Origin of the sequence: Pseudomonas sp. AL 58 (assembly GCF_036348395.1) — a bacterium.
Classification (GTDB): Bacteria; Pseudomonadota; Gammaproteobacteria; order Pseudomonadales; family Pseudomonadaceae; genus Aquipseudomonas; species Aquipseudomonas defluvii.
In genome coordinates, this window is record NZ_JAZBQR010000006.1 from 76,609 (window position 1) to 100,891 (window position 24,283).

A 24,283-nucleotide genomic window follows, 5' to 3' on the forward strand; every position below is an offset into this window, starting at 1 on the left:
GCTGTGAACGCCTAGAAAGCGTTCCAGCTAGAACAGCAAATGGGGCCGATTAGGATTCGACGCCGGTAGCGAAACTCTAGGTGCATGCCGAGTTGGTAACAGAACTCGTAAATCCACTGTTGCAACTTTCTATAGTTGCCAATGACGAAACCTACGAGGGCTACGCTCTCGCTGCGTAAGCAGCTGAGCCCGCTCTTCTGGTAGCTTCGGCTCCAGCAATCACCAGGGGATGCCTGTAAACCCGAAGTGATTGTCATACAGAACAGGATCGCCGCGTAGTACGTTGTGGACGAAGTGGCTAAAACTTACACAACTCGCCCAATGCACCCTGCCCGTCGGGCCGCTGAGGGTTAACTTAATAGACACGGCTAAGCATGTAGTACCGACAGCGGAGTACTGGCGGACGGGGGTTCAAATCCCCCCGGCTCCACCAATTTGTCTTCCCAGGAAGACCCAGAAAAGCCGTAAAGCCTAGAGAAATCAAAGCTTTACGGCTTTTTTATTGCCCGCGTTTTCCCACCTAATCCCAGGGCGTCCCACGGTTGACGGGGCATGTATGGGGGCATAAAACGCTCATCAGCTCGCTCGGAGAGGATGAGCCCCCAGTGCCTTTGAAAGACACCAACTGCCGCAACGCCAACCCCCAGGACAAGCCGTACCGGCTGTACGACGAACAAGGTTTGTACCTGGAAGTGCAGCCCAACGGAGGCCGTTACTGGCGCTTGAAATACCGCTTTCTGGGAAAGGAAAAGCGCCTTGCGCTTGGCGTTTACCCAGAGGTTGGCTTGCAGGAGTCCCGGCGCAAACGTAACGATGCTCGTATCCTGTTTAGGTGGCCAAGCGCCTTCGCTGCACCGCCCCCTGCTTTTTGGGCTCAGCTCAGCGAGTAGTTACACCCTGCAAGACGGCATTGATTTCCTGCACATACATTGATGCAACTCCCAATGCGATATCTAGATCGTCTTGGGTGAAGTCATTGCCATCAGTCAAAACCCTGCGAGCCTCGTCCAACCCTGACCTTGAAGACACATAACGTACCCCCGGCCAATGCTTGGCTGACTCAGCAGAAAGAGGTAAGAGAAAGTCCCCCGCAAAAGCGGCAAGATCCGACTCTCGGATGAATGGGAAAACACCCAACCAGTTGTGCTTGTAGATTTTTACCCAAACCCCAGCAGGCCAATTCAACATCCGGATGTGCAGAGAGTAGAAGATGACGGCCTTATCGTCTTTGGATCGCTCATGCTCAACTTGAATCTGGCCTGGATCAACGCCCAGAACTGGCTCCTTGCCTAGACGCTTCTCCAAATCGGAAAATGCATCCACCACCTTGCGCTCAATGCAGCTGTCATGTTGCCTAACGATCTCTTTGTAGGCTGCCTCGTTCTTGCTAAATAGCTCCCAGCACAACGCTTGCGTTCGAGTACTTCCTGTCATGTGTATCTCGATATGGTTTACAAACTGGTCAATGAAAACAGCAGCGTTTGCAGACAACCCAGGTGCACATTTGCAGGCCCTGCATATCTCAGCAATTTGCCCATAATCCATGCAGTACACCGGTACGCTGTCCTGAACATTGGCGGTCTTTGGGGCTCGCCCATTTGGGCTCAAGAAGACTAGTGCCTGCCTATAACTTGGAAATCGTTCGCGTAGCGTCGCTTGGTAGCGGGCAACCTGCTTCTCCTGCTCACCGGCATCTACCTTGTTTTCAATACCAATGACCAGTTGATGAGCAGGAAAGACGACTACCAGATCAATGCAATTCAACTCTCGGTAGACCTGAGAGTGCACATTCGGTTTAACGACTTCTAATAACGCCCCTAAATCCAATGCGTCGCCAGAAAACAGTCGTGTTTGCTGCTGCACCAGCGCCATAACGAATCGATTGAGAAAATCGGGCCCCAAGTTGTGGCGACCGGCGCGATTCAGAAACGTCGCCAGGATGCGGGAATGCACCAGTTCCTTGCTATGAATACCCATTGCCCTGAAAGGCTCAAACTGGTGAGTAAAATCAGCCAGTTCCGCAAATGCCGGATCTTGCATCAGGGCTTCAACCATCGCCGGAGAGTTCATTGGCGGGCCCCTTGCAGCAACGCTGCCCCTACACCCCTTTTCAACAGCTCATACACTACCGTCAAGAACACATCTCGCGTCGACTCATCGCTCAGCAACTTGGTCGCCATGCTAGTGTGGCTGCTCATGGCTGCGGCGATGGCAGAAATCGCTTTCGTGGGCAGGTCGGCCTTCATAGCCTGCTCCATGGTGTTGTTCTGCACTTGGGCCATCACTACGCTGTCGGCGCGCAGTTTCTCGGAAACGTGTACGGCGAGGGCCACTTGGTCAGTGTCGGTAATGTCCTTGCCAAATGCGTTGTTGAGCTTCTCAATCAGTTCGACGAGGTATCTTTTTTCTCGGTCGCGGGCGTCGCGCAGGCCGTTATCGGTCATACCGTAGAGGCCAGGTGTTTCAGCCTGCACGGCGACGCCACTGAGGTTGCTACCCTTCTTGATCTTATAGTGGCTGAGTTTGAGGTCGCCCAGATCCACCTGTTCGGCAGTGATTCCTTTGAGCCGTTTACGCAGTAGGCGCGCATAGCTGGCAAAGGCCTCCAGGCTCGGATCGCCAAAGTCGATGAGTTGAGCGATGTACTCATAGCTGCGCACGAACTTGGTCAAGCTCTCGCTGAAGATCATCAGCTCGTCGCGTGCCTTGCAATACTCCGAACGCTGCACGTCGGCGTAATCCATGTCTTTGTCGCTGCCCTCGTCATGGGCCTTCTCCCAGGCTTTGTCCCACTGGTCGATGGCATCGTTGAGCGTTTTCAATTTTCCATTGAAGCGGTCGGTGGCTGACTGTGTGAGCAAGAACAGCTTCTGGTGCGTCACCTTCGGATCGACGATGGCATCACCAAAAGCCTCCACCTCAACCTGCTCATAGATGAACATGCCATCCAGGCGCTGCTTAATGTCGTAGACGATGTTCGGATCCTGGATGTCCGCCACCTGGGCATCACGGTAGAAGGTCTTGAACGACGACAGGATTTCTTCTGCCTTGTTGGCGAAGTCGATGACGAAGGTCTTGTCCTTACCGGGGAAGGTACGGTTCAGGCGCGAGAGTGTCTGCACCGCCTCCACACCGGATATCTTCTTGTCCAGGTACATGGCCACCAGCTTCGGCTGGTCAAAGCCTGTCTGGTACTTGTTGGCGACAATCATCACCCGGTAGTCTGGTGTGTCGAACACCTTGCGCATGTCGCGGCCATGCAGGCCGGGGTTCAGGTTGGTTTCACTGAACTGGTGATCCGCCGGCAGGCTGGGCGCTTGTACATCCGAATTAGGCACCTCGCCAGAGAAGGCCACCATGGCCTGCACGTTGTCGTAGCCCTTGCGCTTGCAGTAATCCTCCAGCGCCAGGTGGTACTTCACCGCTGCCGCACGCGAGCTGGTCACTACCATGGCCTTGGCCTGACCACCGAGCAGGTGCGCGACGTTCTTGCGGAAGTGCTCGACGATCAGCTCGACCTTCTGCCCCACGTTCACCGGGTTGAGCGACAGCCACTTGGCCAGTTTGCGCCCGGCGCTCTTCTCATCCACGCGCTTGTCATCGACCATCTCGCTGCCAATTTTGAACGCCACCTCGTAGCTGGTGTAGTTCTTCAGCACATCAAGGATGAAGCCTTCGTCGATGGCCTGCTGCATGGTGTAGAGGTGGAACGGTGCCGGCGGGTTGTCGGTGCTGACGGGCTGCGCCGGGTTGCGCGGGCGGCCGAACAGGCTTAGCGTCGAATGTTTGGGCGTGGCGGTGAAGGCGAAGTAGCTGGCATTGCCTGGACGCGAGCGCGAGCTCTGCCACACGGACAACCGCTCCGCCTTGGAGAGTTTTTCCCACTCCGCCTCGCTCTGCCCGGTCAGCACATAGCGCAGGTCATCCGCCGTGCTACCTCCAGTGGAGCTGTGCGCCTCGTCAATGATGATGGCGAAGCGGCGGTTACGCAGGCTCTGCTCGCCGAGAATGGCCTTCTGCGCATAGGGAAAGGTCTGCAGGGTACAGACGATGATCGGCACGCCATCGAGCATAGCCTTGGCCAACTGTTGGCTCTTGGGCAGATTCGACTGTTGGCGGTCGATGGCACAGACCACCCCGGCCTGGTGCTCGATCTGCTGGATGGCGTCCTGTAGCTGCTGGTCCAGCACCTGGCGATCGGTCACCACGATCACACTGTGGAAATACGGCTCACCGTCCGGACGGCGCACACGAATCAGCGAATGCGCGGTCCAAGCGATAGTATTGGTCTTACCAGAGCCGGCGCTGTGCTGAATCAGGTACGGCTGCCCTGCCCCTTCTACCCGCACCGCGTCGATCATCTTGGTCACGCCTTCCCACTGGTGGAAGCGAGGGAAGATCAGGCCTTCCTTGAAATAGGTTTTGCCGTTGACGTCCTGGGCTTCCTTGCGCTCCTGCAGCACGAAGCGATGGAAGATGTGCAGCCAGTTGTCCTTATGTAGCACCCGCTCCCAGAAGTAGCTCACCGGGTAATGGCCATTCTCGCCCGGCGGGTTGCCAGCAGCGCCATCGTTGCCACGGTTGAACGGCAGGAAGAAGGTCGAGTCTCCCGCCAGTTTGGTGGTCATGCGGATGTCGCTGTCGCTCATGGCGAAGTGCACCACCGCGCCACGCTTGAAGGTCAGCAGCGGCTCCAGGCCGCCGCTCTTGCGCTCAGGTCGGCGATCCATGCGGTACTGCTGCATGGCAGCCTGCACCGACTGGGTGAAGTCAGTCTTCAGCTCCACCGTAGCGACCGGAATGCCGTTGATGAAGAAGGCCAGATCGATCTCGTCGGCCTTGTCCAGCGAGTAGCGCAGCTGCGGCACCACGCGTAGACGGTTGGCCGCATAGCGGGCGATCACCGTATCGTTACGTTCGTCTTCTGGTAGCGCCTGGCTCATAGCCAGAGTTCCGCCACCCGCCACGGCAAAGCCATAGCGCAGCACATTCACCGTGCCGCCCTCGACCTTATTTTCCAGCTGTTTGACCAGCCGATCCAGCAACAAATCGCGAGTGCCAGCACCGTTCATGGCTCGAAGCTTGTCCATGGCTGCTGGTTGGCTTTCCTCCAACCAACCCAGCACATCCTCGGGGAAAAGCGCCCGCCCCTGGTCATAGTCGGCGGACTTGCCAACCTGCCAGCCAGCAGCTTCAAGCTGCTCGACGATATGGCGTTCCAGTTCGCATTCGTGGTGGATGTGGCTCATGGTTTTATCCTTAAACTTCTCGGCCATCCCTGGGAACGGCACATCAAATACTGTCTATCGGGCGTAAGCGCTGATACAGCCCGGACACATCCACTCACCGTCGTCGTAGATGCCGCCACTCATGTCGGTACGCTGGTGGCACCAGGCACAGGTGCCCATCAGCGGTTCATAGCTGTAACTGTCTTTTTTCTTATCGCGATACTTCGCCTGGCGCGACGGCATCTGCTCTGGATCCGGCGAGCTGGAGAAATGGCCGCAATGGCTGCACCACTGGCCACCCAAGTGCTCCACGCAACTAGCCTTGCCGCAGAGCTTGCAAGCATTCTCAGGTGCAAGAGCCTTTGGTTCAGGCGACTCTTCAGAGAACAATTCTTCAAGCGCAGCAATGCGTTGGCACGCCAAGCCGTTCTTGTTCAGGTAGGCCAGCAGCGGGTCGAAGCCCTTATCCTTGGAAAGGACGATGCATTGCGTTTCCGGCGCGGTCTCAAAGGTGCGCCCCAACTGAAAGGCAATATGAAAATCCAGCGCGTTCTTACCCACACCCTCAATCTTCTGGAAGTCCACACGTGAAAAGCGATGCGCAGTGGTCGGCTTGCGCGAAGCCTTGGGCGTGTTCTGCTTGGCCCCCACAAAGATGATCGCCCTATAGGAAGCATCAAGCAGCGACAGGTCGATCTTGCCGATGTTCTCGTAGTCCACCAGGATCAGATGCTGCGTCATTTCATCATCCACATTGATCAATTTCTCTTGCCCGCTCCGTAGCTGCCGGGAAGCCGAGCCCAGGAATCCAGCATATCAACCCGTTTGGGCAACGGTTTTTTCTTCTCCGCAGTGGAGGTGTCTTGCGATGGACGCTTCAAGCCTCGCTTAAAAAACTCCGAGACGCCCTTCTTGAACCGCAAGTCAGGCTTGGCCGGTTGCACAGTGGACTTGAAACGAACTTGCCCTTTGTCCTTCAAGCACTTCAGGCCTAGGCGCTCACTGAGCCAATAGAGGCCTCAGTTCACTGCGCTTAATCGCGGCACACTTGCCATAACAAGACTTCTGAAACTCCAGCTCAGCAGCCTTACTCAACAAAGGCTCACTCATAACGCCTCCTGCGCTCCGTGGTCAGTCATCACTTGATGGACTGCTTGCTCCAGATACCAGGCTATTCAACTGCGAATCCTGCCAAGCGGCATACGTCTGCCCTATACCCTCGACCACCCAAGATGTACGCCCATTCGCAGCACGGCCGCAGACCACGGCCGCTGCCGCACTGGGGCTACTGAAGGCGTAGTCGTCGCTGAAGGTCAGGTGTTCGTCGCCATCAGCGACCAGTACGCCTTCGTCGACCAGTTGCTTGAATAGGCCCTGATAGCCGCGCTCGGTGCCGACCCATTCGGCGCGGGCCTTGGAGCCTTTGAGTACGAAGAACTCGCCGTCGATTTCTTGGCCCTGGGCGCTGAGGCGGTAGCGCGGCACCTCCAGGATGAAGCTCGGGGATCGGCTGACCGGCTCGGCAGAGCCGGCAGCAGCCGGTGCGGAAGGCTTGGTCAGCTCACGCAGGAAGTCGAAGCCCAACACCGGCAGCACGGTGCGGATCTGCTCCAGGAAGAAGGCCATATCGGCGCGGTCGGATTCGGGCAGGCTGACGTACTCATGCGCGGTGCCGTTGACCAGCTCGCAGCGGCCCAGATTGCCGGCGATGCCAATCAGCAGGCTTTCCAGGTACTTCACGTGGGCCTTGGTCAGGTTCTGGTCCTTGCTGGTGACCAGGCAGACACGCTCCCAGAAGTCCTTGCCGCCAGCGTCCTCCGGGCGGTTATGACTCTTCAGACGCTTGGCCACATCGTCCGACTCGCCGATATACACCTTCGAGCGCAGACTATTGTCAGGGTCAGGCCCGACCAGAAAGTACACACCGGTGCGTGCGCACTCAGGGCGCTGCACCAGTTCGGCCAGCCTGGAACGTGGGCCGGTCAGCACATGGCCGGTCCAGTTCATAATCTCGGCGGTGAGCAGGCCATTGGGCGTGCCATCCACCAGAAACAGTCGCAGGCTGCGACCCTGGCTCATACGGCCTCCCGCAGGTCGATCTGGCCGGTAACGGCGGCGGTGATCAGGGCGGAGCGGCGCTCTTTTAGAAGCTCGATACTGCGCTCAGTTTTGCCAGCCAAAGCAGCCACTCTCCGCTCCTCATGCTCAATGCGCTGCATGATCTCGCGCTGCTCACTGAGTGGCGGCACCGGGAGCAACACATCTTTGACGTTGCCGCAGTTCAGATGCGGGTGCATAGCGCCGGTCTGGATGGATAGCAGCGTGTGATAGCCATAGCTGGAATTGAAAACCCACGACATCCACTCTCCCGCAATGATGCTTCGCTCAGGCGCAACGATAATGAGAGCGTGGCAATTGCACCCAGCAAACTCATCGGTTACGACCGTGACCTGGCCAATATCACCGGTCTGCACAATCAGGACATCTCCGGTCTCGAGAATGGACTTCCGGTGCTGGTAGCTCCACGCCTCCGTCACAAAATAAGGGACATCAAACTTAATCTGATTGCCCTTGATGTGAAGTGACTGAAGGTAGCGCACGCCCTCCTCAACCAAGATGTCTCTGGTTGGCCCAACATAACCGTTTGTGATCTTGGTGCTCACGGAGGAAACGGAGCGAACCTCCCAATGCTCCGGCACCTCCCCCAGCCACTCGACGCCAGAATCGTTCATCTTCACGTTCGGATCTAGGCCCTTGGTGACGGCATGGGTGATCAGCGCCTGGCGCTTTTCGCGCAGCAGTTCGATAAAGCGGGTTTTCTTTTCAATCAGCGCGTCGATACGGGCAGTTTCGCGGTCGAGGTATCGCACAATCTGCTCACGCTCGCTCACGGACGGCACTGGCATCAGCGTATCGGAAAGATAATCCTGCTCGATGCTTTCAACCGTAGCACCCTGCTTTAGCCAGGCCTTCAACAGATCATCATTCAGACCCTGCACCCAGCGCATGAAGAACGGTGAGGAGAGATAGTCAGCGTCCAACCAGATTGCTTTCATGTCCTGATTCAGCGCAACAGGAACAGAGTTAATAGCAACTGGGATGGTGTGTTTCAGAATTCCCGAGCGCACGACCATAAGCACTCGCTCTGCCGGAACCATCGAGGAAGTGCTGCCTGACAATCCTGCTGCAGTGATGCACTCTTCGGCCCCTGTGATGAACTCAGACTTCATATCCTTGGGCGACACCCAAGGAATATCTCCATTCCAGAACTCCGGGTTGTCACGGGCAGGAGTACCGCCGCCGGAAAAGCGGGCCATATGCTTAAGCCTGCGCAACTGCCAATGCTCCGGTACCTTTCCCAACCACTCCACCCCGGAGTCCTTGTAGGCCGGATACGGCTTGTAATAGCTCATGCCGTGACCTCACCCAGCAGCGCGGCAATCTCGGCCTCCACGGCCTTGAGGTCGGCATCGATCTCAGCAAGTGCGCGCGGTGGCTGATAGACGTAGAAGTAGCGGTTGAAGTTGATCTCGTAGCCGACGATACCGACCTGGCCGTCCTTCGCATCGGTCTTGCCGGTGTCGATCCAGGCATCCGGCACATGGGGCAGCACTTCGCGGGCGAAGTAGGCGTCGATGCTCTGGTTGAGCGGCACATTCTCGAACTCGCGCAGATCAATGTCGGCCTGCAGGTTGCCCTTGTCGTCCAGCACCGGCTGGGCATTGACGTTGCGCTCGCCAAAGCAGCTCAGCGCAGCTTTCAGCGCGCCCTTGCCAAGCTTCTTGATGCCAGCGGCCTTGAGGAAGGCCGGCAGGTTGTCGAACTCGCCCTGCACATCGGCGAAGGCTTCGACCTGGTCAGCGCCCTTGGTGTCGCGGTACGCGGCGAGCTTCTCTGGGGTAACGGAGAAACGCAGACGCAGCGGGCGCTCAACGGCAATGCGGCGGTAGCCGAAGTCGGTGGTGGCGAAGATCTTCGAGTTCGGGCCCTCCTCGAACGCATCGTGTAACTTGGCGATCTCGGCAATCTGTTCGTCCGACAGATACTTGCGCTTGCTGCCCAAGCTCTTGCGCATGGGGGCGTGCATGGCGCTGGCATCGATCAGTTGCACCTTACCCTTGCGCAGTGCATCTTTGTGGTTGGACAGCACCCAGATATAGGTACCGATGCCGGTGTTGTAGAACAGGTCGTTTGGCAGGGCGATGATTGCCTCCAGCCAGTCGTTCTCCAGAATCCAGCGGCGAATCTCCGACTCGCCCGAACCAGCACTACCGTTGAACAGCGGCGAGCCGGACAGCACGATGCCGATGCGGCTGCCGCCCAACTCCAGCGGTTTACGCTTGGACAGCAGGTGCATAAGGAACAGCAGCGAACCATCGCCCACGCGAGGCAGGCCAGCGCCGAAGCGGCCGGCGAAGCCTTGCTGGCTGTGCTCGGCCTGCACCTGCTTCTGGACGTTCTCCCACTTCACGCCGAACGGCGGGTTGGCCAGGCAGTAGTCGAACTGCTCATGGGGCAGGTGATCGTCGGACAGGGTGTTGCCGAGCTTGATGTTACGGGTGTCGTAGCCCTGAATCAGCTTGTCCGCCACGGAGATGGCGTAGGTTTCCGGGTTTAGCTCCTGAGCGTAGGGCACCAGGCGGGCATTGGGGTTCCACTCATAGACCTGCTCGATGGCCGAAGACAGAAAGCCGCCCGTGCCGGCGGCGCAGTCGTACACGGTGCGCACCACACCATCGCCGTTGAGTGCCTGATGATCCGGCGCAAACACCAGGGTGGTGGCCAGGCGCACCACATCGCGCGGGGTAAAGTACTGCCCGGCATCATCGTTGGATGACTCGGCAAACTTGCGGATCAGGTGCTCGAAGACGAGCCCCATTTCGTGATTGCTGATCCTGTCCGGGTGCAAATCGACTGCTGCAAACTTCTGCGTGACCAGATACAGCAGGTTGGCTTTCTCCAGCTTCTCCAACCACCGGTCAAAGGCAAAGTGCTCGAACACTTGGCGGGCGTTGGCGGAGAACTTGGCGATGTAGTCTTCCAGGTTAGCGCGGGTGCTGGTGGAGCCCACGCTGTCCAGGGAAAACTGCGAGACGTTGTAGAAGGTTGCGCCGGCCGTGGTCGGCAAGATCAGGTCCATATCCACGCCACTGGCCTTCATCGCCTCATACTGGCTGCGTACCTTGCCGCGGGTGGGTTCCAGCACACATTCCAGACGACGCAGCACGGTGAACGGCAGGATGATGCGGCCGTACTCGGAGGGCTTGAAGGCTCCCAGAAGCAGATCTGCGATATTCCAGATGAAGGGGGCCAGGGTCTGCTGGTTCACGCGCACGTTCCTTACACAAAAGCAGGGAGGGCGTGCTCGCCGCATCCCTGTGAGGTATATGTGATCAATGCCACACCATAACCGGTTGGATAGCTTCGAGCCAGTATCGGCAAACAGCTAAGGTGCTGATTTCATTCATCTCGGCCAGGAAACGCTCACAGCAGGTTTTCTTGCGCTTACAGGCGTACTCCATATCGGAAAAGCTCATCCGACTCACCGGGTGGTGCCTATTGAGGGTTGATGGAGGGCAACTCAGCACAGGTCGTCTAACCAGTGCTGACTTCCTCAGAGGTGATCTAGGAGAGCGCAACAGTAGGGATGCAACTCGGCACCTACCGTACTCTCTGCGTCGTCAACCCGATACTTGCGTTATTCCAAACGGTATTCCAAATATATCTTCAAACAAAAAATGACCCTTTGAAATTAATCTATTGGGGAAACGTTTCAGATCACCCCGGCCAAATACACAAAACAGAAAAGGCACTTAACGAACCTCGCAAGTGCCTTTTTTTGCCTATTAGGGCGGCGTTTGTCTCAGTTCAGACCTTGAAACGCCCCACCAACACTTCCAGCTCATGACCGAGCCGTGCCAGTTCGATGCTTGACGAGGCGGTCTCTTCACAGGCGCTCGCCGTCTGGTCGGAGATGTCGCGCACGTTGATCACACTGCGGTTGATCTCCTCCGCCACAGCACTTTGCTGTTCAGATGCGGTGGCAATCTGCTGGTTCATCAGTTGGATGGTGGAGACTGTGCGGGTGATGTTCTCCAGCGCGGTGACTGCACGCCGGGTGGATTCCACACTGCTTTCGCTCATCTGCCGGCTGCTGTCCATGCTCACGGCAACCGCTTGGGTACTGCTTTGTACGCCGGCGACCAGGGATTCGATTTCCTCAGTAGACTGCTGGGTGCGCAAGGCCAGGTGGCGGACTTCATCGGCAACGACGGCAAAACCACGCCCGGCCTCACCAGCACGGGCGGCTTCAATCGCTGCGTTCAGCGCCAGCAGGTTGGTCTGCTGGGCCACTGCTTTGATCACATCCAGCACGCCGCCGATCTTGTCGCTTTGTTCCTTCAGATGGCCCACCGCATCTGCCGAATGCCCCACTTCCTGGGCAAGGCGCTCGATCTTTTCAATGGCCTCGGCCACGACGCGTTCACCTTCGCTGGCTTGCTGGTCGGCCATGGAGGCCGCTTCAGAGGCTTCTTCGGCGTTGCGTGCAACATCCTGCACGGTCGCGGTCATTTCGTTCATGGCGGTGGCGACATGGTCGGTTTCAGCTTTCTGGCTGTTCACGCCGGCACTGGTTTGCTCGGTCACCGCAGACAGTTCTTCAGCTGCGCTGGTCGCCCGGATCACACTGGTGCGAATGCCATCGATCAACTCACGCAGGCTGACGGTCATCTGGTCGAGCCGGGACTGCAGTTGGCCCAACTCGTCGCGCCGATTGACGTGCACGTCCTGGCTCAGATCGCCATGAGCAATGCGCTCCACCACCTGGAGGGTATGCTGCAGCGGGTTGACGATCTGCCGGGTAATGACCCAGGCCGCCAAGACGCCAAACAGCATAGCCAATACAGTGACAATACTCAGCGTGGCCTTGGCAGACGCTGCATCGCTGTCACGCTTGGCATTTTGCGACTGGATCAGTTGCTGCGTGGTGTTGATGAGCACATCGCCCAACTGCGCCATGTGTTTGAACAAGGACGCGGTATCCGCGTTGGGCTGGCTCAACGCCTGCAGGATCTGCCGGTACTCATCTATCGACTGACGCTGCTGGCGGATCAAGTCCAGGTCGGTGGGCGCTTCGAAATGATGTTCGATGCTTTCCAGGTGGGCCGCCAATTTATCCAGAATCTGCTGTAAGGGGCTCAAGCCTTCAGCTTGAAGGTTGCTCCCCATGCGCAGGCGCTGAATACGCAGGTCTTTGGTGTAGTCGCTGACCAGCGCAATCTTCTCGATCTTCTCGCCACGCTCGGTAAGGGTGTTGAGCGCATACCACCCTGTGATAGCCAGTAACAACGTAAGCCCCAACACCAGGCCAAAACCCCAACCCAATTTGGCGCTGACACGGATGTTGCTGATCCAGCCGAACATAAAGACTCCAGGCAGAAATGCAGGTGCACATTGAAAAAGTAGTGACCTGACTATCGGCCAAAGGCTTTGCTGCTTAACCCCGAAAAAACCTGCCAGGAGGGCTATAACCCGCAGGATAGACCGCTCGTCAGAAATTTTTTAAGCGCCACGAGGCATGTCAATCCACGCCTGATGCCTTGCAGGCCACGCTGCCCGGGGCTTTTTACGTGACACCCGCAACGACTCAAGCAGCGCTTACCCAGGAACCGGGAGGCCAGACAGCCGCTTCGATGCTTTGGTCGAATTTCCGTCGAGGCAAAAATCATGTCACGCTCAATGCCAGGTGATGAAACCTTTCACCAACACCCTGCAGCCCTTGAGGCCAGAAACAACAAAGCCCGCTTAGTGCGGGCTTTGTTGTTTGCGTAGGTGCTTACCAGCCGGATGGCAACCAACCCAGCGCGCTGGAAATCGCATACAGCATGCTGCACAGGTACAGTACTACCACCATGCACTGCAGCACAGGATGGGCGATCCAGCCGCACTTCCAGGCGGGCTCGATGTCACCGTATTTGCGTGCCGAACGCAGCATCAGGATCGGCATGATCGACAGAATCACACCACTGAATACGCCGGCAAAGTACAACGCACTGACGAAACCCACCATACCGCTATAGGCCAGCAGGAATGGCGGTACGCAAACGATGGCCAATACCATCAGGCGGCTCTTTGGATGGCTCTCGGCGCCCAGCTTCGGGAACTTGTCGAAGATGTTGGTCAGGAAGCTACCGCCCAGGCCCCAATAGGAGGTCATCATCGCGCACAGGGCAAAGGTGTTGGCGGTGTAGAACGCCCACTGGCCTAACGCCTGCCCCCAGGCCAGGGTCGCAACTTCCGTCTGGTTTTCCAGACCGTTCAGCGAGATGACCGACATTGGCACAATGGCCAGCAGCACGAAGGTGATCACCATGCCGGTAATGACAGCCACCGGCAGGCGCTTGGGCGCATGGCTGAAACCACGGGCCATTTCCGGCACTACGTACTGGGCCGAGAAGCAGAACACGGCAATGTTGAACACCGGAATCATGTAGACCCAGTCGCCTTCGAGCAGGTTGGCGAAGTTCGTGTTCTCATGAACAAGCGTTGCGACGACCAGCACCAGGGTCATCGAGACCATACCGATACTGATGAACTTTTCACCCTTGCCAATGGCTTTCAAGCCCAAATACAGCACCAGCGCTGCAGGGGCGAAGAACAACAGGCTGCCCAGCGCAGGGCTGATACCGAAGAACTGACTGAGAATCTTGCCGCTGCCGCTCATGTAGGCGATCAATGCGCCAATACTGTTGACCGCTACCGACAGAAAGATTGCCCAGGCACCGAACGAGCCGACATAGCGTTGAGCCAGGCCGCTGAGCTGGTGATGGCTACGGGTACGCAGCGCCGTTTCCGAGACATACAACATGGAGATGGTGGTGAATATGCCCGCCACGGCCAACCACAGCAGCAGCGGCATGTAGCCGGCCTTGCGACTGGCATAGGCCATGGACAACACACCGGCACCAATGTTGGTACCCACGATCATTGCCACAGCCTCGACGAAGGTCAGCCGTTTGACCTCCAGGCCTGAGGACTCAGTCGCCTCGGCGTGGTCCGCGCCTCGTGCGGCTGCGTTAGGGGATGTACTCATGATCAATCACACTCACTACGTATTTGATACCGGATGCACCTGAACTGGTGCGTCACAGAACCCGCCTTTGTGAGACGACTTCCGTGTCTTGATTTCTAGAGCGGCGCGCAAAATATCACACAAGGTGTTTGAAATAACCCCCACATAAGGCGAAACGCCATGCACAGACACGGCCTGTAACACTTGATATAGAGCGGTTTCATTGAGGGGCAGCTCGTTTCGCCCGACATATGCCGGGCGAAACGAGCGCTGCAGGAGCGAGGGGAAAACTCAGGAGATCAGATCGCTTTTTGCCGATACGACGGATGCGCTGAACCTACAAGCCAGTGCGCAGCAGGGCATGCAATGCCCGGCAATCCGCCGCATGCCAGTCAGTGAGCGCTGGCCAGGGATTGTCCGGCAGGTTGACCAGAATGGTACGTGTACCTGCCGCACGACCGCAGTCGAGGTCAAAGCGGTAGTCACCCACCATGACCATCTCGTTCGGCGAGACATCCCAGGCCTCGGCCAGCTTGAGCAACCCTCCCGGATGCGGCTTGGGGGGTGCTTCGTCGCGGCCCAAAATGCTTCGCACGGGGAAACAGTCCGCCAGGCCAATGGCCTCCAGCGTGACATGCGCCAGTTCACGGGCATTACGGGTGAGGATGCCCAGCTGGCAGTCGCGCGCGACCAGTTCACGCACCAGCTCAACCGCCCCCGTCGCCGGGCGCGATGCGATAGCCAGGTCACGCTCATGTTCCAGCAACCAGGCATGCTTGGCGGCGGCTTCCTCTGCTGGAAGGGCCGCCAGATGGGTCAAGATGTCGTCTTCGGCGGGAATGTCCAGCGCTTCGCGGATGGCGGCAAAATCGTGCACGGCAACCGTCAGGGTGCCGTCCATGTCAAACACCCAATGACGAATGTGGTGCAGGTTCATGCCCAGTCCTTGCGATGGCGAATGAGCCCTTCCTGGCACGACGATGCCACCAGTTGCCCAGCACGGTTGAAGATATTGCCGCGCGAGAAACCACGGGCATTGCCCGCCCAAGGGCTGTCCATCGCGTACAGCAACCAGTCATCGGCGCGCAGGTTGCCGTGAAACCACAAGGCATGATCAAGGCTGGCCAGTTGCATGTCCTTGTGCCAGACCGATTTGCCATGCGGCATCAACGAGGTGGTCAGCAGGCCAAAATCCGACGCATAGGCGAGGATGTATTTGTGCAATGCCGGCGAGTCAGCCAGGTTGCCGTCGGCACGGAACCAGGCGTACTTGATCGGGTCACCTGGCTGCGGGTTGAATGGGTCTTTCTCGGTCACCGGGCGCACTTCGATCGGCTTGGCGCAGAGCAGCTTTTCGCGCAGTTGCTCTGGTATGTGCTCGGCCATACGTTCGGCAATTTCCACTTCCGACGGGAGGTTTTCCGGGCCTACCACGTCCGGCATCTGCGCCTGATGCTCGAACCCTTCTTCGTCGTACTGGAATGAAGCGCTGCAGGTAAAGATGGGCTGCCCTTTCTGGATCGCCGTTACCCGCCGGGTGCTGAAACTGCCGCCATCACGCACACGGTCTACCGAGTACACCACCGGCATAGACGCATCGCCTGGGCGCAGAAAGTAACCGTGCAGCGAATGCACATGGCGTGCTTCTTCTACGGTCTGGGTGGCGGCGGAAAGCGACTGGCCGAGTACCTGGCCACCATACAACTGACGAAAGCCGAGGTCTTGGCTACGCCCACGAAACAGGTTTTCCTCGATCGCTTCCAGACTCAGCAGGTCGACCAGATCGTCCAACACGTGGCTCATTCGAGATTCTCCAAAGCAATGCCCAGTGGTCAAATGATACAGGGTTTGTCATTGCTGGCCGTTATGTTCGGTGATTCACCCGCGCAGGGTTGTTTGCCATTGCGTCCGATTGATCCGGTACAGAACATGCGGGCGCAGTGGATGCCCCGGTGGAATTCTCGGGTGCTCGAAGTTGCTGTCAGGGTCAGCCTGCATGCCGATGGCCTGCATGACTTTCTGCGACGGCAGGTTGCTTTCGCTGGTAAATGACACCACCTGCTCCAGCCCCAACTGTGCGAACGCGCAGCGTAGGCAGGTCCAGGCCGCCTCACTGGCAAAGCCTAGCCCCCAGTGACGCCGCGCCAAGCGCCAACCGATTTCCACCGCAGGAGCGAAGCCCGCATTGAAGTTGACGTTGAGCAGGCCGGTCATGCCGATAAACGCACCACTGTCCTTGCGCTCCAGCGCCCACAAACCAAAACCGTATTCCGCAAAATGACCACGCAGGCGCCCAATCAGCGCGGCGCTTTCCAGGCGCGTCAGTGGCGCCGGGAAATAGCGCATTACCTGGGGGTCGGCACACATCGCAGCAAACTCGCGCAAGTCGTCGTCCTGCCATTGGCGCAACACCAGCCGCGCGCTTTCCAGCTCCAGTATGGGGGTCATGGCCTGTTCCTCTCTCTAGCGCTATGCCTGTACAACGCTGGCACCGCAGCCCCCACAACTGGCAAGATCAAGGCTTGATCTCGTCGCGAAGCTGCCATGCCCCTTCCCCTGATTTACCATGACGACTACAGCCCGGACTTTCCCGCCGAGCACCGTTTTCCGATGGACAAGTTCCGTCTGTTGCGCGACCACCTGATCGACAGTGGGCTGACTACCGATCAGGCACTGCTGCGCCCCGAGCTGTGCCCAAACGAGATTCTCGCGCTGGCCCATGATCGCGACTACATCGCGCGCTACATGGACGGCGCACTTTCCCGAGAGGACCTGCGCCGCCTTGGCTTGCCGTGGAGCGAAGCACTCGCGCGTCGAACCGTACGGGCGGTCGGCGGCTCATTGCTGGCCGCCGAACAGGCACTTAAGCACGGTATCGCCTGCCACCTGGCGGGAGGGACCCATCATGCTCATTATGACCATCCTGCCGGATTCTGCATTTTCAACGACCTGGCCGTGATCAGCCGTTACCTGCTGGAAGCCGGCCGCGTGCATCGCGTCCTGATCTTCGATTGCGATGTTCACCAGGGCGACGGCACCGCACGCATTCTTCACGACACACCGGACGCCATCACCGTTTCACTGCACTGCGAGCAGAATTTCCCGGCGCGCAAGGCCCAGAGTGACTGGGACATTCCGCTACCTCGGGGCATGGGTGATGCCGACTACCTGAGGGTGGTCGAGGATGCACTGAACTACCTGCTGCCCCTCTACCAGCCCGACCTGGTGCTTTACGACGCGGGGGTCGATGTCCACAAGGATGATGCCCTGGGCTACCTGCAACTGACCGACGCGGGGGTTGCCGCCCGCGATGAATGCGTACTGCGCCATTGCCTGGGGCGTGATATCCCGGTGGTTGGCCTGATTGGCGGCGGCTACAGCAAGGATCGCCAGGCCCTGGCACGGCGCCACGGCATTCTGCACCACAGCGCACACCGGGTACTTTACCCACAATGACTGTGGAGCCGCCTGTGGATAACCTGAGTGAAAGCCAGCCCAGCCCTTGATCGGCGTGGCCTGCAGAATGCCGATCATTTTTTGTACAGTGTTTCCCGGCCCCCGCCTCAGGTAGAATGCCGGCTCTTTTCAATCGCTTGCAGCCCACCATGACTGAGACCTCTCACCCGCACCGCCCACACGTCGCTATCATCGGGGGCGGCCCGGCTGGGCTGATGGCCGCCGAAGTGCTTGGCCAGGCCGGGATTGCAGTCGACCTTTACGACGCCATGCCTTCGGTGGGCCGCAAGTTCCTGCTGGCCGGCGTCGGCGGTATGAACATTACCCATTCAGAACCCTACCCGGCCTTTGTCTCGCGCTACGCCGAGCGTGCCGACGAGATCAAGGCGCTGCTCGACGACTTTGACGCAGACGCCCTGCGTCAGTGGATTCACGGCCTGGGCATCGAGACCTTCATCGGCAGCTCCGGCCGGGTGTTCCCCCGCGACATGAAAGCCGCGCCCCTGCTACGCGCCTGGCTCAAGCGCTTACGCGACAGCGGTGTGGTTATCCACACCCGTCACCGCTGGCTCGGCTGGACGAGCGAAGGCAGCTTACGCATGTGTTACCCACAGGGTGAGCTATCGCTCAAACCGGATGCGGTGTTGCTGGCACTTGGTGGCGGCAGTTGGGCACGGCTCGGATCGGACGGCGCCTGGTTGCCCTTGCTGAAAGCGCGCGGCATCGAAACCGCGCCGCTACAGGCGGCCAACAGCGGCTTCGAGGTCGAGGCCTGGAGCGCGCTGTTGAAAGAGAAGTTTGCCGGCGCGCCACTGAAAAACATCGCCATGAGCCTGCCAGGCCAAGCGCCGCGCCTGGGTGAGTGCGTGGTCACTGAACTCGGCCTCGAGGGCAGCCTGGTCTATGCCTTGTCGGCGCAGATCCGCGAGACCATCAACCGCGACGGCCATGCCACGCTGCTACTGGATCTGTTGCCCAACAAGCCTGTGGATAACATTGCCGCAGCACTGGCCAAGCACCGTGGATCGCGCTCAATGGCCAAGCACCTTCACAGCCAGTTGGGCCTGGACGGGGTCAAGGCCGCCCTGTTGCGTGAGCTGACCGACCAAACGACCTTTGCCGACCCGCTGCTACTGGCTCGCGCGATCAAAGCGCTGCCGGTCACGCTGGTGCGCCCTCGCCCACTGGACGAAGCCATCAGCAGTGCTGGCGGGGTGACCTTCGAAGCGCTGGACGAACATTTGATGCTGCGCCAGTTACCTGGGGTTTTCTGCGCGGGGGAAATGCTGGACTGGGAAGCGCCCACCGGTGGCTATCTGCTCACCGCCTGCTTTGCCAGTGGGCGTCGGGCCGGGCTGGGCATGCTGGAGTGGTTGAAGCACCCATAAGCCACACGTGTATGCGTCGGCAGCGCCGACGCATACGATGACCGAGCGATTACGGCTTGCGCTTGCGCGGGCCGGTGTTGAAGGTCGGCACCTTACGTACAGGCTTGGCCTGTGGTGCGGCTGCAGGCGTTTCACCGCTGTCCAGCCAACGACCAAGGCTGCGCTTGGCACCACCCTCTTTCGGCTTCTTCGGTTTCTTCGGCTTTTTCAGGATCTGCCCACTGGCGTCGGTCACCGGTACCCGGTGCTCTGGCGCGAAATCCGGCTCTTCGTGACGCGGCAGGGTTTTGCGGGTCAGGGTTTCAATGGCCGAGAGCAGTTGCACTTCATCAGCACACACCAGCGAGATCGCTTCACCGGTGTTGCCAGCACGACCGGTGCGGCCAATACGGTGAATGTAGTCCTCAGCCACGATCGGCAGGTCGAAGTTCACCACCAGCGGCAGGTCGTCGATATCCAGGCCACGGGCGGCCACATCTGTCGCCACCAGGATCTGGATTTCGTTGGCCTTGAAGCTGTCCAGTGCCCGCTGGCGTGTCGCCTGTGGACGGTCGCCGTGAATACCGTCGGCATTCACACCTTGACCGCGCAGGCGCTCCACCAGTTGATCGACACCATTGCGGGTCTTGGCAAACACCAGCACCTGCTTCCAGCGCTGCTTGCGCATCAGGTGGCTGAACAACTCTGGCTTGCGCTTCTTGTCCACAGGGACAATCCACTGTTTGACCGTGCTTGCCGCAACGTTACGCGGACTGACCTCGATGCTCAGCGGTTCATTGAGCATCTGCCCGCCCAGCAGGCGAATCTCGTCGGAGAAAGTGGCCGAGAACAGCAGGGTCTGGCGACGGTTAGGCAACACGGCATAAATCGCCCGCAGCTCCTCGGAGAAGCCCAGATCAAGCATGCGATCGGCCTCATCCAGCACCAGCGCCTGAAGCTGATTGAACTTCAGTGCATTCTGCCGGAACAGGTCCAACAGGCGCCCCGGGGTTGCAACCAGCAGGTCGACGCCTTTGCGTAGCTTCATCATCTGCGGGTTGATGCTCACCCCGCCGTACACCGCATAGGTGCTGAGCGGCAGGTGTTCGGCATAGTCCTGGACATTGCGGTGAACCTGCTCGGCCAGTTCACGCGTCGGCACCAGCACCAGCGCACGCACCGAGTTGCTGGCAACCTTGGCACCTTCCATCGTCAGGCGCTGCAGCAGCGGCAAGGCAAACCCGGCCGTTTTGCCGGTACCGGTCTGGGCGGCCGCCATCAGGTCGCGCCCGGCCAGCACTGCCGGAATGGCTTGCGCCTGAATCGGCGTCGGCGAGTGGTAGTCGAGGCGCTCAAGCGCGCGCAGCAAAGGTTCAATCAGGCCAAGTTTGGCGAATGTCATGGCAATACCGTCAGGGGAATTCAGCAATGGCGGCAGTTTACCTTGTTCGACGCCCCGGCATGCAGCACGCCGTTGTCAAAACTGCCACAACGCCCCCTTTACTTGGAAAACGCTTCTTTGCCCACCTCGACAGCCGGAACGCTGGCGGCACTCGGCTTACGCCACTGAGGAACACCAATCAGCACGACGGCACCAATGATCACCGCCATGGCCAGACACTCCTCGAAGCCAATCTGCTCGCCCGCAAAGACAATGCCCAGCAGCACCGCCACTGCCGGGTTGACGTAGGCGTAGCTGGTGGCCGCTGCCGGGCGCACATGCTTGAGCAAGTACATGTACGCGCTAAAGGCCAGGATCGAGCCGAAAAACACCAGGTAGGCCAATGCTCCCCAACCCGCAGCGGTCGGCATCTGCGTCATGCGCTCACCGCTGAGTGCGCTACCCAGCAGCAACACCAGGCCGCCCACCAGCATTTCTGCCGCACTGGCCATCGGCCCCTGAGGCAGTGGCAGGCTTTTGCTCCACACTGAACCAAACGCCCAGGAGGCTGCCGCAAACAGAATCAGGGCCGCACCCAGCGGGCTCGCCTGAAGGTTCGAGCCCAGGTTAAGCAAACCAATACCCAGCAACCCGAGAAGAATCCCTGCCCACTCCAGACGCGTGTTGCGCTGCCCCCACAACAGGCCAAACAACAGTGTGAACAATGGCACGGTCGCAACCGCCAAGGCCGCAACCCCGGAGGCGACCCCGGCATGCTCGGCGACCGTTACGCCTCCGTTACCGCAACTGAGCAGCAATACGCCGATCGCTCCGGCCGCGCGCCATTGCGGCCAGGTCGGTGCGGGCACCCCACGCCAGCGCAGGAACGCATAAAGCAAGGTACCGGCAATCATGAAACGCACCCCCGCCATCAACAACGGCGGCCAGGACTCCACACCGATGCGAATCACCAGGTACGTCGAGCCCCAGACCAGATACAACGCAAGGAAGGCACCGATCAATAACAGTGGAAAGCGACGAGAGGCAGGCATGGCAGGCTCGAAATCGAGTAAGTAAGGGGATTAGTTTAGAAAGCAGCCCAACTAAACTTAAGCTACAAAACCTGTTTATAGTGCCGTAACAGTTTCTAAACAAAGGTTGCTCAGGCCCATAACCTTCTTTTCAAAAGATCTCTCGCACCATGGATAAATACGATCGGATGCTCCTCGCCGCGCTGCTGGAAAATGGCCGCGCGTCCTTCGCTCAGTTGGCCCGCAAGGTTAACCTGTCGGCACCGGCGGTCGCCGAGCGGGTGGCCAAACTGGAAGCCAGCGGGGTAATAACCGGCTATCAGGCCAAGGTCGACATGAGCAAGATAGGCCTGCCTATCCAGTGCGTGATCGAACTGCGCCTGGCCAGCCATGGCAATCAACAGGCTTACGAGGCGCTGACGCAGATCCCTCAGCTCACCGAGTGCCACCGGGTCACGGGCGACCCCTGCGTGATCATGCAGGCGGCTGTCGGCTCGATGCCGGAACTGGAAGACCTGATCAACCGGGTTGCCCAGTTCGGCTTCAGCAAGACCTCGATCATTCTCTCGAGTGCGGTCGAACGGCGCGTGCCCTTGGGGCAGCTGGATAACCCGGCGAAAAAAGCCTAGCGATAGCGCTTGAGCGTTTCGGCGATTTTCGCCGCGGGTACTTTCTGCAAACTGCAGAACAACGGGTGCGAGACTGCACTCACGCCGTGGCGCAAACGCAACTCATCGGCCAGGTGCTGAGCCAGGTTGGCAGCCATCTCGGCGTCGGCCATGGCCCGGTGAGCGGTACCGGTGTCCGGCAAGCCAGCCCAGCGGGTCAGGGTGCCCAGTTTGTGGTTCGGCGCGGCTGGCAGCAGGCGTCGGGACAGCAGCATCGAGCAGGCAAAGTGCTGGGTACGCTGACGGTTGATCTGTGCCAGCTCGTAATCCCAGAACTTCTGGTCGAAGGCCGCGTTGTGCGCCAGCAATGGCGTGTCGCCCACAAACTCAGCGACCTCGTTCATGACCTTGGCGACCGGCGGCGCACTGCGCAGCATGGCAGTGGTGATACCGGTCAGCCCGGCGACAAAGGCAGGCACCGCAAGCCCGGCATTCATCAGGCTCTGGTAACGCTCGACAATACGCCCGTCTTCAAGCATGACCACGGCCACCTCGGTGGCGCGGCAACCGGGGCCCGGAGAAATACCGGTGGTTTCAAAGTCGATGACAGCGATACGTTCCACAAGAACCTCTGGTTTGAACTCAATGCTTGAGCAGCAACTCGCCTTCGATGGGCACGTAGCGACTGGCGGCGCGGATCAGTGAATTGGCGGTGAGCCCCGGCACGCCATAAGCGACCGCTTCGACCCCATGACGGCTGATAATGCGTTCAAGCAGCAGGTCGAAGTCACCATCGCCCGAGGCGAGTACCACTTCATCAACCCGTGCGGCAGCATCCATCACATCCAGGGTGATGCCCACATCCCAATCGCCCTTGGCCGAGCCATCGCTGCGCTGGATATAAGGCTTGAGTTTGACCGTAAAACCGAGGTTGCGCAGGATCTGCTGAAACTGCTGTTGCTTGCTGTCACCACGGTCGATGGCATAGGCAACGGCCTCGACGATCTGCCCGTGTTGGCTGACATCAGCCCAGAACGCGGCATAGTTGAAGTGACAGCCATAGGCCTGGCGCACGGTGTAGTAGAGGTTCTGCACATCGGCGAACACTGCGATTTTCTTCACCGTACTTCCTCATTACGCCCAGGGACCGGCCACCTGTGTCAGCCGTTTCGGCGCACAGTATGCCAGCCCCAGGGCGAATGCGGGTACTCGCGGCTCAGACGTAGGAGTCGTCGTCGCTGAAGAAGCCGCCATCGTCGCTGTAGTCGGTGCCCATGAAGCCGCCCTGATCATTGCCATAACCGCTATTGTCGGCGGTCAAGCGCTGCTCATCATTGCTTCCCCAGCCGCTGTCGCTGGCCGGTGCCGGTTCTTCCTTGATCACCTCGGTAACGGTTTCAGGCTGCGAGTGATGATTGAACAGGCTGCTGATGCCTTGTGCGAGCATCACCCCACCGGCAACGCCAGCGGCGGTTTGCAAGGCACCACCCAGGAAACTGCTGGCACCGCCACGGGCTGGCGCAGCAGCAGGCTGTGCATACGCTTGCGGTTGCGGCGCGACGCCCGGTGCGTTGAACGAACTGGCCGGAGCCGGCTCGCGCCAACCGCCAGTGCTGGTGGGCGGAGGCGAGACTGGCTGACTGGCAACCGGTTGAGGTTGAGGCTGTCGAGTGCCGCTGCCGAAGATGCCGGACAGAAACCCACCGCTGCTTTGGGTCGTCGCCGCGACTTGAGCCTTCGCCTGGGTGAGTTCGGCTTGCAGTTGCTTGTTCTGTTCGTCGAGGCGCTTGATGGCAGCCTCCTGAACCAGAATTGCCTGAGTCATGTAGTACGGGGCCGCACTCTGCTGCTGCAGGTGCTCGGCGATACGCGCTTGAGCCTGGGCGTCTCGTGGCGCAGACGTGGCCTCAGCCTGCTTGAGCTTGGCAAACAGGCCATCGATCAGGGCTTGCTCTTCGCTGTTCATGAACAACCTCGTTGGATAACTGGAGAAACAGACTCACTGAAAATAGGGGCCGCGGCCAGTGATTCAATGCACCTGAAGGATGAAACTTTTTTCAGGTCAATGGCCCTCGGGGATGCGATATGGACTAAAGAATCTACCCCACGTTCGCTTCACCGCACGGTATTTCTTTCTGA

At 59.1% G+C, this 24,283-nt stretch carries 20 protein-coding genes, 1 other RNA gene and 1 pseudogene; 5 read left to right on the forward strand and 17 right to left on the reverse strand.

Going from position 1 to position 24,283, the window contains the following annotated elements; genetic code table 11:
* Positions 1 to 41 precede the first annotated feature (41 nt).
* Together ssrA and UIA24_RS09665 are read left to right on the forward strand one after the other, a co-directional pair.
* Positions 42 to 433, forward strand: a transfer-messenger RNA (tmRNA) gene (gene ssrA, locus UIA24_RS09660).
* A 172-nt stretch (positions 434 to 605) separates the two neighbouring features.
* Complete coding sequence (locus tag UIA24_RS09665; protein ID WP_330522755.1) at positions 606 to 890, forward strand: Arm DNA-binding domain-containing protein; 285 nt, start codon at positions 606 to 608, stop codon at positions 888 to 890.
* Here the strand turns inward: UIA24_RS09665 and UIA24_RS09670 are convergent.
* From UIA24_RS09670 to UIA24_RS09720, 12 genes and pseudogenes are all read right to left on the reverse strand, one after another.
* Positions 880 to 2,055, reverse strand: a complete 1,176-nt coding sequence (locus UIA24_RS09670; RefSeq protein ID WP_330522756.1) for a PDDEXK-like family protein — start codon at positions 2,053 to 2,055, stop codon at positions 880 to 882. The genes UIA24_RS09665 and UIA24_RS09670 overlap by 11 nt on opposite strands.
* 11 nt (positions 2,056 to 2,066) lie before the next feature.
* Positions 2,067 to 5,249: a type I restriction endonuclease subunit R gene (locus tag UIA24_RS09675; protein WP_330522757.1), complete on the reverse strand. Its 3,183-nt coding sequence runs from the start codon at positions 5,247 to 5,249 to the stop codon at positions 2,067 to 2,069.
* A gap of 54 nt (positions 5,250 to 5,303) precedes the next feature.
* Positions 5,304 to 5,969: a PIN domain-containing protein gene (locus UIA24_RS09680; RefSeq protein WP_330522758.1), complete on the reverse strand. Its 666-nt coding sequence runs from the start codon at positions 5,967 to 5,969 to the stop codon at positions 5,304 to 5,306.
* Between the two features lie 390 nt (positions 5,970 to 6,359).
* The gene (locus UIA24_RS09685) at positions 6,360 to 7,307 is read right to left on the reverse strand and encodes a GIY-YIG nuclease family protein (RefSeq protein ID WP_330522759.1); all 948 of its coding nucleotides are present in this window, start codon (positions 7,305 to 7,307) and stop codon (positions 6,360 to 6,362) included.
* Positions 7,304 to 8,641, reverse strand: a complete 1,338-nt coding sequence (locus tag UIA24_RS09690; protein WP_330522760.1) for a restriction endonuclease subunit S — start codon at positions 8,639 to 8,641, stop codon at positions 7,304 to 7,306. Before UIA24_RS09690 ends, UIA24_RS09685 begins: the two co-directional genes overlap by 4 nt.
* Positions 8,638 to 10,557: a type I restriction-modification system subunit M gene (locus tag UIA24_RS09695; RefSeq protein WP_330522761.1), complete on the reverse strand. Its 1,920-nt coding sequence runs from the start codon at positions 10,555 to 10,557 to the stop codon at positions 8,638 to 8,640. The genes UIA24_RS09690 and UIA24_RS09695 overlap by 4 nt, the downstream gene beginning before the upstream one ends.
* 82 nt (positions 10,558 to 10,639) lie before the next feature.
* Positions 10,640 to 10,774: pseudogene (locus tag UIA24_RS23300) on the reverse strand (IS5/IS1182 family transposase); the annotation flags it as partial.
* Positions 10,775 to 11,096: 322 nt separating this feature from the next.
* A complete protein-coding gene (locus UIA24_RS09700) occupies positions 11,097 to 12,653 on the reverse strand; it encodes a methyl-accepting chemotaxis protein (protein ID WP_330522762.1) in 1,557 nt (518 codons plus the stop codon).
* 412 nt (positions 12,654 to 13,065) lie between these two features.
* Positions 13,066 to 14,322: an aromatic amino acid transport family protein gene (locus UIA24_RS09705; protein ID WP_099775875.1), complete on the reverse strand. Its 1,257-nt coding sequence runs from the start codon at positions 14,320 to 14,322 to the stop codon at positions 13,066 to 13,068.
* A 316-nt stretch (positions 14,323 to 14,638) separates the two neighbouring features.
* Positions 14,639 to 15,238 (reverse strand): HAD family hydrolase, encoded by a 600-nt coding sequence (locus UIA24_RS09710; protein WP_330522763.1) that lies wholly within the window; start codon positions 15,236 to 15,238, stop codon positions 14,639 to 14,641.
* Entirely contained in the window at positions 15,235 to 16,104 is an 870-nt protein-coding gene (tesB, locus tag UIA24_RS09715) for an acyl-CoA thioesterase II (protein WP_065760942.1), read from the reverse strand. Before tesB ends, UIA24_RS09710 begins: the two co-directional genes overlap by 4 nt.
* Positions 16,105 to 16,179: 75 nt before the next feature.
* Entirely contained in the window at positions 16,180 to 16,749 is a 570-nt protein-coding gene (locus UIA24_RS09720; protein ID WP_065760941.1) for a GNAT family N-acetyltransferase, read from the reverse strand.
* Between the two features lie 96 nt (positions 16,750 to 16,845).
* Between UIA24_RS09720 and UIA24_RS09725 the strand changes: the two genes are divergently transcribed.
* The gene (locus tag UIA24_RS09725) at positions 16,846 to 17,757 is read left to right on the forward strand and encodes a histone deacetylase family protein (protein WP_330522764.1); all 912 of its coding nucleotides are present in this window, start codon (positions 16,846 to 16,848) and stop codon (positions 17,755 to 17,757) included.
* A 149-nt stretch (positions 17,758 to 17,906) separates the two neighbouring features.
* Positions 17,907 to 19,145, forward strand: coding sequence for a TIGR03862 family flavoprotein (locus UIA24_RS09730; protein WP_330522765.1), 1,239 nt, complete (start codon positions 17,907 to 17,909; stop codon positions 19,143 to 19,145).
* A 49-nt stretch (positions 19,146 to 19,194) separates the two neighbouring features.
* On the opposite strand, the gene UIA24_RS09735 is transcribed toward UIA24_RS09730, so the two are convergent.
* Together UIA24_RS09735 and yedA are read right to left on the reverse strand one after the other, a co-directional pair.
* A complete protein-coding gene (locus UIA24_RS09735; RefSeq protein ID WP_330522766.1) occupies positions 19,195 to 20,526 on the reverse strand; it encodes a DEAD/DEAH box helicase in 1,332 nt (443 codons plus the stop codon).
* 98 nt (positions 20,527 to 20,624) lie between these two features.
* Complete coding sequence (gene yedA, locus UIA24_RS09740) at positions 20,625 to 21,557, reverse strand: drug/metabolite exporter YedA (RefSeq protein ID WP_099775879.1); 933 nt, start codon at positions 21,555 to 21,557, stop codon at positions 20,625 to 20,627.
* A gap of 149 nt (positions 21,558 to 21,706) precedes the next feature.
* Between yedA and UIA24_RS09745 the strand changes: the two genes are divergently transcribed.
* A complete protein-coding gene (locus tag UIA24_RS09745) occupies positions 21,707 to 22,165 on the forward strand; it encodes an Lrp/AsnC family transcriptional regulator (RefSeq protein ID WP_102051680.1) in 459 nt (152 codons plus the stop codon).
* Here the strand turns inward: UIA24_RS09745 and UIA24_RS09750 are convergent.
* The 3 genes from UIA24_RS09750 to UIA24_RS09760 form a co-directional block, all read right to left on the reverse strand.
* A complete protein-coding gene (locus UIA24_RS09750) occupies positions 22,162 to 22,767 on the reverse strand; it encodes a 3'-5' exonuclease (RefSeq protein ID WP_065760937.1) in 606 nt (201 codons plus the stop codon). The genes UIA24_RS09745 and UIA24_RS09750 overlap by 4 nt on opposite strands.
* Positions 22,768 to 22,786: 19 nt before the next feature.
* Complete coding sequence (locus tag UIA24_RS09755) at positions 22,787 to 23,266, reverse strand: NYN domain-containing protein (protein ID WP_099775881.1); 480 nt, start codon at positions 23,264 to 23,266, stop codon at positions 22,787 to 22,789.
* A gap of 94 nt (positions 23,267 to 23,360) precedes the next feature.
* Positions 23,361 to 24,110: a DUF2076 domain-containing protein gene (locus UIA24_RS09760; protein WP_102051681.1), complete on the reverse strand. Its 750-nt coding sequence runs from the start codon at positions 24,108 to 24,110 to the stop codon at positions 23,361 to 23,363.
* Positions 24,111 to 24,283: the final 173 nt, after the last annotated feature.

Bases quoted from the DNA above. Each gene is read 5' to 3' on its own strand.
- UIA24_RS09690 (WP_330522760.1), bottom strand. From the start codon at position 8,641: ATGAGCTATTACAAGCCGTATCCGGCCTACAAGGACTCCGGGGTGGAG.
- UIA24_RS09705 (WP_099775875.1), bottom strand. From the start codon at position 14,322: ATGAGTACATCCCCTAACGCAGCCGCACGAGGCGCGGACCACGCCGAG.
- UIA24_RS09675 (WP_330522757.1), bottom strand. From the start codon at position 5,249: ATGAGCCACATCCACCACGAATGCGAACTGGAACGCCATATCGTCGAG.
- tesB (WP_065760942.1), bottom strand. From the start codon at position 16,104: ATGAGCCACGTGTTGGACGATCTGGTCGACCTGCTGAGTCTGGAAGCG.
- UIA24_RS09760 (WP_102051681.1), bottom strand. From the start codon at position 24,110: ATGAACAGCGAAGAGCAAGCCCTGATCGATGGCCTGTTTGCCAAGCTC.
- UIA24_RS09735 (WP_330522766.1), bottom strand. From the start codon at position 20,526: ATGACATTCGCCAAACTTGGCCTGATTGAACCTTTGCTGCGCGCGCTT.
- UIA24_RS09730 (WP_330522765.1), top strand. From the start codon at position 17,907: ATGACTGAGACCTCTCACCCGCACCGCCCACACGTCGCTATCATCGGG.
- yedA (WP_099775879.1), bottom strand. From the start codon at position 21,557: ATGCCTGCCTCTCGTCGCTTTCCACTGTTATTGATCGGTGCCTTCCTT.
- UIA24_RS09700 (WP_330522762.1), bottom strand. From the start codon at position 12,653: ATGTTCGGCTGGATCAGCAACATCCGTGTCAGCGCCAAATTGGGTTGG.
- UIA24_RS09710 (WP_330522763.1), bottom strand. From the start codon at position 15,238: ATGAACCTGCACCACATTCGTCATTGGGTGTTTGACATGGACGGCACC.
- UIA24_RS09670 (WP_330522756.1), bottom strand. From the start codon at position 2,055: ATGGTTGAAGCCCTGATGCAAGATCCGGCATTTGCGGAACTGGCTGAT.
- UIA24_RS09745 (WP_102051680.1), top strand. From the start codon at position 21,707: ATGGATAAATACGATCGGATGCTCCTCGCCGCGCTGCTGGAAAATGGC.
- UIA24_RS09680 (WP_330522758.1), bottom strand. From the start codon at position 5,969: ATGACGCAGCATCTGATCCTGGTGGACTACGAGAACATCGGCAAGATC.
- UIA24_RS09720 (WP_065760941.1), bottom strand. From the start codon at position 16,749: ATGACCCCCATACTGGAGCTGGAAAGCGCGCGGCTGGTGTTGCGCCAA.
- UIA24_RS09725 (WP_330522764.1), top strand. From the start codon at position 16,846: ATGCCCCTTCCCCTGATTTACCATGACGACTACAGCCCGGACTTTCCC.
- UIA24_RS09685 (WP_330522759.1), bottom strand. From the start codon at position 7,307: ATGAGCCAGGGTCGCAGCCTGCGACTGTTTCTGGTGGATGGCACGCCC.